Origin of the sequence: Halomonas heilongjiangensis (assembly GCF_002879645.1) — a bacterium.
GTDB classification, from domain to species: domain Bacteria; phylum Pseudomonadota; class Gammaproteobacteria; order Pseudomonadales; family Halomonadaceae; genus Halomonas; species Halomonas heilongjiangensis.
This window is the reverse complement of record NZ_PNRE01000102.1, coordinates 1-7456: the sequence shown is the minus strand read 5'-3', so window position 1 is coordinate 7456 and position 7456 is coordinate 1. Positions and strand designations below refer to the sequence as shown.

The window sequence follows — 7456 nt, the reverse complement described above, 5'->3', positions numbered from 1 at the left end:
CCGGGGGGGAGCTCGCTGCCCTCGGCATCGAGCAGCCGGGCACCCAGGGCGGCGAGCATCCCGGCGCCGCCATCGTTGGTGGCGCTGCCGCCCAGCGTCAGCAGCAGGTGCTCGGCGCCGGCATCGAGCGCCGCCCGGATCAGCTCGCCGACGCCGCGCGTGGAGCTGTGCAGGGCGGTGCGCTCGCCCGGGGTCAACTGCTGCAGGCCGCTGGCCTCGGCCAGCTCCACATAGGCGGTGCGACTGGCCGGGTGCCAGCCCCAGTCTGCGCGGATCGGGCGACCCAGGGCGTCATGGACCTCGGCCGGGCGCCGCTCGGCCCCGGTGGCGGCGATCAGGGCATCCAGGCTGCCTTCGCCACCGTCGGCCAGCGGGCATTCGAGGGTCACGACCTCGCCTCCGGTGCGGGCGATGCCGCAGGCGATGGCGCGGGCGGCCTCGGCAGCCGACAGGGCATCCTTGAAACTATCCGGGCAGATGAGAATCTTCATTGGGGGCGCTCGTGTCACGGATCCTCGCCCCAGCTTAGCGGGCGCAGGCGGTGTGCTGAAGCCCCGGAACGTTTTCACTCTACCGGCGTCGTGCGTACACTGCCATGCATCCACCATCGGGAGATTGTCCATGCGCCTCTGGTTGTTGCCGCTGTTGTTGGTGCTGGCCGGCTGTCAGACCGCTCCCTCCGCCTTGCCGATGGCCGAGCCTCGGCCGGCCGCCGAGTGTCGCTGGCCGGCCGGCGGCGATTCGCCCGAGTCACTGCTGCGCCGGGCCGTGTCGGTGCTGGAGGCCGAGGGCTTCCTGGTGCGCCATACCGACATGTCGCTGGGGTTGGTCAGTGCCGAGCGCAGCCGGATACTGCCCGGGTATGGCGACTTCGACGACCCCTGGGAGCGTAGCGGCTTCTTCGGTCACTATGGGCTGGGTGGCCGCCGTGGTGGTGGCTTCTCCAGCGGAGTGGGGATCATGGTGGGCTTCGGCGGCGCCAGCAGCCTGACGCGCGATGCCACCGAGCTGGAGCGGGTTTCGCTGGTGGCGGGCCCCGAGGAGGTTCGCGTGTCCCGGGACATCCAGGTGTTCGACTGGCGGGGCGAGCGACGCCAGTCGCGAAGCGCCAGCGCCACCGACTTCTGCAGCCGCCTGCGCAGCGCCATCGAGGCCATGCCGGCAGGGGAGGCGCCATGAGGGTGCGACTGCTCGTGATGCTGGCGATGCTCTGGCTGGCAGGCTGCGTCACACCGGTGCCGGCTCCCGAGCCACGGGAGCTGGATTTCGCGGCCTCGCCGGAGGCCACCCTGGCGGCGGCCATGGAGGTGTTGATGGATCGCGGCTATGTGATTCGCCATGCCGACGGCGACCTGGCGCGTGTGGAGGCGGTGCTGGCCCGCTGGCCCGGCTATCGGGTCCAGTTGCAGGTCGGCGCGCAGGGCGCTGACAGTCGGGTCGGCGTCACGGCCAGCCGGGGAGGGCGGCCCATGGCGCCCCATACCCTCGACCCCCTCCTCGTGGAACTCCAGGATCGGCTGGGACTCTTGCCCTGAAGTGTCATGGATCCCTTTTTCGACTCATCATGTTTCGACTCACCATGAAGGCAAGTTCGCCAATGACATCTGCTACGCTCCGCCATCGCCTCGCCGGCGTGTTCCTGCTGGCGCTCGGTCTGTCACTCGCGGCCCCGGTGCAGGCCCATCCCCACGGCTGGATCGACCTGCGCATGCGGCTCGTGTTCGATGACGATGGGCGCCTGGAGGCCCTCCATCAATCCTGGCGCATGGACCCCTTCTACAGCCTGGTGGTGCTCGAGGAACTCGGGCAGGCAGCGGGCGAGGGAGGGCTCGAGGCGGGCCTCGACCAACTGGGTGTGGAGATTCGCGACAACCTGGCGCCCCAGGGGTATTTCACCGAACTGCGCCTGGATGACGAGAAGGTGGCCCTGGGCGAAGTCGATGAGTACACCGTGATGGAGCGGGACGGCCGGGTCGAGTTCGTCTTCCTGCTGCCGCTGGCCGAGCCGCTGGCGCTGGGTGGAGAGACGCTGCGCTACCAGGTGTTCGACCCGAGCTACTACATCGAGGTGGTGCACGAGGAGGAGGAGGACGGCGAGCCCCTCGACGACGCCCTGGTGGTGAGCGGGCGGGAGTGTGTCACGGGCGTCATCCCTCCCGATCCGGACCCGGAGCGGGTGATGGAGGCCGCCATGCTGGATGTCACCGACGAGGCCGAGCCGGGGCTCGGCCGTCACTTCGCCGAAACCGGGGAGGTGACATGCGGCTGACGGGAAGAGCGCTGCTGCTGGCAGCAGGAGCGTTACTGCTGGCGGCCCTGGGCTATCGGCTGTTCGTGCTGGGTGGTTTCCAGTCGTTGAGCCTGCAACTGGTGGCCTGGCAGCGCGACTTCCACCGTGCCTTGACCCTGGCCATCACCGAGCTCTCCGGTACTCCTTCGCTGGCCACCTGGGTCACCCTGCTCGGGATCAGCTTCGGCTACGGGGTCTTCCATGCCGCCGGGCCCGGTCACGGCAAGGCGGTGCTGACCACCTACCTGCTCTCCCAGGGGGGCGCCGTGCGTCGTGCCCTGGCGCTCTCGTTCGCCGCCTCCCTGCTGCAGGGGCTGGTGGCCATCACCCTGGTCGTGGTGCTGGTCCATGGCCTGGGCTGGATGACCCGCCAGGCCATGGGCAGCGTGGTCTGGGTGGAGCAGGCGAGCTTCGTGATGGTGGCGCTGCTGGGGGCCTGGCTCTGCCTGCGCGCCATCCGCCAGCTGCGTCGACCGGTACCGGCGGTGGCGGGAGAGCGCCAGGTGCCTGAACATGGGCACGACCATCACCATCATGATCACGCACCGCACTGCTGTGGCGGCGTGCACCATGTCGACCCCCGGCAGGCGAGCGACTGGCGCACCGCCCTGGCCACGGTGGTGGCCATCGGCATCCGGCCCTGCAGCGGCGGCGTGCTGCTGCTGGGGGCCGCGACCCTACTGGGGCAGTTTCCGGTCGGGGTGGCGGCGGTGCTGGTGATGTCGCTGGGTACGGCGCTGACGGTCTCGGGGCTGGCACTGGCCAGCGTGGTGGCGCGGGGGTGGGCCGAGCGTCGTCTCGCCCGCCAGAGCAGAGCCGGCCGTGCCGGCCGGCTGTTGAGCTGGGCGGCCCTGGGCGGGGGCCTGGCCATCGTGGCATTGGGCGTCTCGCTGTCGATCACCGGGGTCAGCCAGCCGACGAGTACGCCCCTGCTGGGCGAGCCGCCCAGCCGCGCCGCCAGCGAAGGCGGAGGCCGCCACCCCTTCGGGGGGTGAGCGTCAGGCGAGTTCCAGCCCCTCTATCTGTGCCAGCAACTGATCGCGCATGGCGGCCAGGGTGTCCAGATCGTAGGGCTCTGGCTCGCCCTGGCCCCACACCGGTGCCGGCCAGGCCGCATCGCCATGGCGTCGGACGATCACATGAACATGCAACTGGGCGACCACGTTGCCGAGGCTGGCGATATTGAGCTTGTCGCCTTGGAGGCACTCCTTGAGGGCGCGCCCCACCGCGGTGGCCTCGCGCCACAGCTGCTGCTGTTCGGCGTCGTCGAGCTGGTACACCTCGCTGATGCCGTGGCGACGCGGCACCAGCACCAGCCAAGGGTAGCGGGCATCGTTCATCAGTCGTAGCTGGCACAGCGGCAGCTCGGTCACCGGGTAGCTGTCCTCCACCAGGCGGGCATCCGGTTCGAAATCGGACATCACGGGCCTCCTTGTTCTCGTGGGTCTCTCCTTGCCTGATGAGCATCATGGCACAGACAGGCAGGCGCGACGCCTCGATTTCCCCTTGGCGCATCCGCCGGCTATGCTGGGCGACGCCTTTTGATCGACGTGGAAGGGAATCCCGCATGACGCTTCTCGAGGGGCTGGCCCTGCTGGTGATCGGCATGGTGGCCGGCTTCATCAACGTGCTCTCGGCGGGTGGTTCGATGCTTACCCTGCCGCTGCTGATGTTTCTCGGTCTCTCGCCCCAGGTCGCCAACGGCACCAACCGGGTCTCCATCGTGCTGCAGAGCGTCACGGCGGTGGCCAGCTTCCTGCGCGCCGGTGCCCATCACGTCGGGTTGAGCCTGCGGCTCTCGGTACCGGCGGTGGCCGGTTCGCTGCTCGGGGCCTGGCTGGCACTCAGGGTCAGCGATGCCCTCTTCGAGACCCTGCTGATCGTCGTGATGGCCGGCTCGGCGGTGCTGATGCTGTTGCCCCAGCCACGCCTGGACACGCGCCCGCTGACCGCCGACCGCCTTACCCCGCTGGTCTACCTGGCGATGTTCGCCATCGGGCTCTACGGCGGCTTCATCCAGGTGGGCGTCGGGATCCTGTTCATCGTGGTGCTCTACCGCATGCTCAGGATCGACCTGGGCCAGGTGAATGCCTTCAAGGTGCTGATCATCCTGGTCTATACCCTGCCGGCGCTGGCGGTTTTCCTCTATCACGACCAGGTGCGCTGGGGCTTCGGCCTGGTGCTGGCGGCGGGCAGCATGCTCGGTGCCTGGCTCGGCGTGAAGGTGAACGTCAGCCCACGCGGTGCCCTGTGGGTCAAATGGCTGACCATCGCCGTGATCGCCGCGATCATCCTGCGACTGTTGCTCGGCTGAGGGCGCCTTTCCTTCCCGCCAGACGGTGCTAGAGTGAAAGCGTACGGGGCCGTATGACAGGCCCCTCATGGAGCAAGGAGTCCGATATGAAACACATGCTGGCCGTCCTCATGTTGTCACTGTTCACGCTGTCGCTACTTTCCGGCTGCAACACCATGCGTGGGGCAGGGGAGGATATCGAGAGAGGAGGCGAGGCGATCCAGCGGCAGGCGGAATGACCCCGCTGGCATGATGCACGGCGATGGCTTGGCTGCTAGGCTGAAGTGGCCATTTCGACACGGACAAGGAATGGATGACTCGTCCTTGCCAAGGAGATCATGCCATGAGGAAAGCCATTGCCGTGAGCTTCGCCCTGCTGCTGACAGCCAGTGTGCTGACGGGCTGCAACACCATCGAGGGTGCCGGCCAGGATGTCGAGCGCGGCGGTGAAGCCGTCCAGGATGCTACTTACTGATCAGCCGTCGGTGTCGGGTCAGTATCGAGCGGGCATACCGGCAGGTATGCCCGTTCTCATGTGTATACTGCCTGCATCATCTGCCAAGGAGGCCCCCGATGATCATGCCCTTGAAGTCCCTCTCGACGATTGGTGGAGCGTTGCTGTTGGCTGGGTGTACGGCCATGACGCAGTCGAATGCGCCGCGTGAACCGGCTCCGCCGCCTCCCCGCGTCACCGAAGGGGGAGATGCCTGCGGGGCCGGCCGTGTCCAGGATCGCGTGGGTCGCCACTACGACGAGTCGCTGGGCGATTCGATCCGCCGCGAAAGCGGGGCCGGCGTGCTCCGGGTGATGCGTCCCGGCGAGGCCCATACCCTCGAGTACCGTGGCGATCGTCTCAATGTCCGCCTGGACGAGGACGGCGTGATCACCGACATCGGCTGCGGTTGACCCGCATCCCAGGGGCGTCAGTGTGCCCCTTCTGGACTTGGACTCTCTGAATCGAACCCTGAACCACCCCGCCACCGGCCAGGCCGGTGGCGGCGCACGCCGATTTCATCTTCTCTCGTCTTGACGTTTTTCATCCCGGTGGTATGACATTTGTCATGCCATTTGATGTTTGCTGACTAATGAAAAAACACTAAGGTGAATTGGGACTTCTTGGCTACAGTGGTAATGCGTAGGGGCCGGACTGCCCCCGTTGTCGGCTATCGCGCCCCCTGACACGACAACTCAATCACCGAGCGAGGGACCAGCCATGAGTTTTGTTGCCAAGACCAGCCTGCTGGCAGAAAACGTCACTGAGAGTGTCGCTTGGGAAGTCAGTGGTGATCTTGTCCTTAACCAGCCCAGCAAGGTGCTGCTCGACCTGACACCCCGCGAAATCGTCTCGATGACACAGGATGGCAACGACCTGATCATCGAGACGGTGGATGGGCGTACGCTCAAGATCGTCGACTTCTACGTGGATGCCGGAGAGGGGGCCAGTGAGCTCTATCTGGTCGACGAGAGCGGTGAAGTTCTCCTGGCCGACCTTTCGCCTGCCGGGGCCGATGGTCTGGTGATGGCTCAGTATGTTCCCCAGGGAGAGCTGGCCGGCTTCGAGATACTGGGGGCAGAGGGGCTGGCCGCCACCGCGGGAGAGGGTGATGGTATCGGGGGAGGACTGTTTGCGGCGGCTGGGGTTGCCGTACTCGCCGGGATATCGGGCTCATCTACCGGCGGCAGTTCCAGCCGGGCTCCGGGTGATCCGGACGTCGGTGCACCCTCCGACTTCGACTTCGCCGATGATGGCTCGAGCATCAGTGGCCGAGGGCAGCCTGGCACCGCGGTGATCGTTACCGACAGCGACGGCAATGTGATCGGTGACGGCCTCGTGGATGAGAACGGCGACTTCACCGTCGATCTGGACCCGCCGGTCAGAGGGGGGGACGAGATCACGGTGGTGGCCGAGGATGGCGACGGCAACCAGAGCGACCCGGTCACCGTGACCGTGCCGGAGGGTGTCGGTGTGGACGAGCCCAACGGCTCTCCGACCCTGGAGATCGAGGCTGCTGCGGATGGTTTTATCAATGCCGAGGAGCTCGAGGGGGGGGTGACGGCCGAGGTGGGCCTGGCAGGCACTGGTGCAGAGGAAGGCGACACCGTGACCATCACCGTGGAAGGTGAGAGTGGTGAGGTGGTTACCACCGAGTACACCCTGACCGCAGATGATATCGCCGCCGGTAGTGCCTCCATCCTGTTGGATATGGAGGGCATTCCGGAAGGCGAGGTGAGCGTGACCGCCACGGTGACCGTGGATGGAGAAGGAAGCGCACCGTCGGATGCGGAGGAGTTCGTGCTGGACACCGAGGCTCCTGAGTCGCCCGGCATCGACGAGATGACCACCAACGAGGATGGCACCGTCACGGTCAGCGGCGAAGCCGAGTCGGGCAGCACGGTGACCGTGACCTTCCCGGATGGCAGTGAAGGCGAAGCCGTGGCCGGTGAAGACGGTGGCTACGAGGTGACCTCCGAGACGGCCCAGCCGAGTGGTGAGGTCAGCGCCACCGCCACCGACCCGGCGGGCAATGCCAGCGAGCCGGCGACGGCCGACTATGAGGCGGAGGCTCAGGAGAATCCTATCCTGACCATCGCAGCGGCGGCGGATGGCTTCGTCAATGCCGACGAGCTCGATGCCGGGGTCGAGGCCCAGGTGCTGCTCAACACCGGCGCCCAGGAAGGCGATGAACTGACGATCACCGTGGAGGGCGACGGCGGCCCCTTCGTGACCACCCATACCCTGACCGTGGACGACATCGCTGCGGGTAGCATCACCCTGACACTCGATGTTGACGGTATCGAGGATGGCGAGTTCAGCGCCACGGCGGATATCGCGGGCAGTGTCTCCAATGTCGTGGGCTTCGAGCTGGATACTG

General features: G+C 67.0%; 11 protein-coding genes. 9 read left to right on the top strand and 2 right to left on the bottom strand.

What is annotated here, in order from left to right:
• The coding region (locus C1H66_RS21390; RefSeq protein ID WP_146010763.1) for a glycerate kinase at positions 1-491 on the bottom strand (491 nt) is incomplete at its 3' end.
• 130 nt (positions 492-621) lie between these two features.
• Here C1H66_RS21390 and C1H66_RS21385 point away from each other — a divergent pair.
• From C1H66_RS21385 to C1H66_RS21370, 4 genes are all read left to right on the top strand, one after another.
• The gene (locus C1H66_RS21385) at positions 622-1179 is read left to right on the top strand and encodes a hypothetical protein (protein ID WP_102629894.1); all 558 of its coding nucleotides are present in this window, start codon (positions 622-624) and stop codon (positions 1177-1179) included.
• Positions 1176-1535, top strand: a complete 360-nt coding sequence (locus tag C1H66_RS21380; RefSeq protein ID WP_102629893.1) for a hypothetical protein — start codon at positions 1176-1178, stop codon at positions 1533-1535. The genes C1H66_RS21385 and C1H66_RS21380 overlap by 4 nt, the downstream gene beginning before the upstream one ends.
• A 62-nt stretch (positions 1536-1597) precedes the next feature.
• Positions 1598-2269 (top strand): DUF1007 family protein, encoded by a 672-nt coding sequence (locus C1H66_RS21375; protein ID WP_102629892.1) that lies wholly within the window; start codon positions 1598-1600, stop codon positions 2267-2269.
• Positions 2260-3285 carry a nickel/cobalt transporter gene (locus C1H66_RS21370; protein ID WP_102629891.1) on the top strand — a complete coding sequence of 342 codons (1026 nt, stop codon included), beginning with the start codon at positions 2260-2262 and terminating at the stop codon, positions 3283-3285. The genes C1H66_RS21375 and C1H66_RS21370 overlap by 10 nt, the downstream gene beginning before the upstream one ends.
• Before the next feature lie 3 nt (positions 3286-3288).
• On the opposite strand, the gene C1H66_RS21365 is transcribed toward C1H66_RS21370, so the two are convergent.
• Positions 3289-3711 (bottom strand): HIT domain-containing protein, encoded by a 423-nt coding sequence (locus C1H66_RS21365; protein ID WP_102629890.1) that lies wholly within the window; start codon positions 3709-3711, stop codon positions 3289-3291.
• Positions 3712-3857: 146 nt separating this feature from the next.
• Here C1H66_RS21365 and C1H66_RS21360 point away from each other — a divergent pair, with 146 nt between their 5' ends.
• The 5 genes from C1H66_RS21360 to C1H66_RS21340 all read left to right on the top strand — a co-directional run.
• The gene (locus C1H66_RS21360; RefSeq protein ID WP_102629889.1) at positions 3858-4604 is read left to right on the top strand and encodes a sulfite exporter TauE/SafE family protein; all 747 of its coding nucleotides are present in this window, start codon (positions 3858-3860) and stop codon (positions 4602-4604) included.
• Between the two features lie 86 nt (positions 4605-4690).
• Complete coding sequence (locus C1H66_RS21355) at positions 4691-4822, top strand: entericidin A/B family lipoprotein (RefSeq protein WP_102629888.1); 132 nt, start codon at positions 4691-4693, stop codon at positions 4820-4822.
• Between the two features lie 104 nt (positions 4823-4926).
• A complete protein-coding gene (locus C1H66_RS21350; RefSeq protein WP_102629887.1) occupies positions 4927-5058 on the top strand; it encodes an entericidin A/B family lipoprotein in 132 nt (43 codons plus the stop codon).
• 164 nt (positions 5059-5222) lie between these two features.
• Positions 5223-5489: an I78 family peptidase inhibitor gene (locus C1H66_RS21345; RefSeq protein ID WP_102629886.1), complete on the top strand. Its 267-nt coding sequence runs from the start codon at positions 5223-5225 to the stop codon at positions 5487-5489.
• 307 nt (positions 5490-5796) lie between these two features.
• Positions 5797-7456 (top strand): Ig-like domain-containing protein (locus C1H66_RS21340; RefSeq protein ID WP_146010762.1); only part of this gene is annotated, 1660 nt, incomplete at its 3' end.

Excerpts from the sequence above, each read along its gene's own strand:
- C1H66_RS21385 (WP_102629894.1), top strand. The coding sequence starts at position 622 with ATGCGCCTCTGGTTGTTGCCGCTGTTGTTGGTGCTGGCCGGCTGTCAG.
- C1H66_RS21380 (WP_102629893.1), top strand. The coding sequence starts at position 1,176 with ATGAGGGTGCGACTGCTCGTGATGCTGGCGATGCTCTGGCTGGCAGGC.
- C1H66_RS21375 (WP_102629892.1), top strand. The coding sequence starts at position 1,598 with ATGACATCTGCTACGCTCCGCCATCGCCTCGCCGGCGTGTTCCTGCTG.
- C1H66_RS21370 (WP_102629891.1), top strand. The coding sequence starts at position 2,260 with ATGCGGCTGACGGGAAGAGCGCTGCTGCTGGCAGCAGGAGCGTTACTG.
- C1H66_RS21365 (WP_102629890.1), bottom strand. The coding sequence starts at position 3,711 with ATGTCCGATTTCGAACCGGATGCCCGCCTGGTGGAGGACAGCTACCCG.
- C1H66_RS21360 (WP_102629889.1), top strand. The coding sequence starts at position 3,858 with ATGACGCTTCTCGAGGGGCTGGCCCTGCTGGTGATCGGCATGGTGGCC.
- C1H66_RS21355 (WP_102629888.1), top strand. The coding sequence starts at position 4,691 with ATGAAACACATGCTGGCCGTCCTCATGTTGTCACTGTTCACGCTGTCG.
- C1H66_RS21350 (WP_102629887.1), top strand. The coding sequence starts at position 4,927 with ATGAGGAAAGCCATTGCCGTGAGCTTCGCCCTGCTGCTGACAGCCAGT.
- C1H66_RS21345 (WP_102629886.1), top strand. The coding sequence starts at position 5,223 with ATGACGCAGTCGAATGCGCCGCGTGAACCGGCTCCGCCGCCTCCCCGC.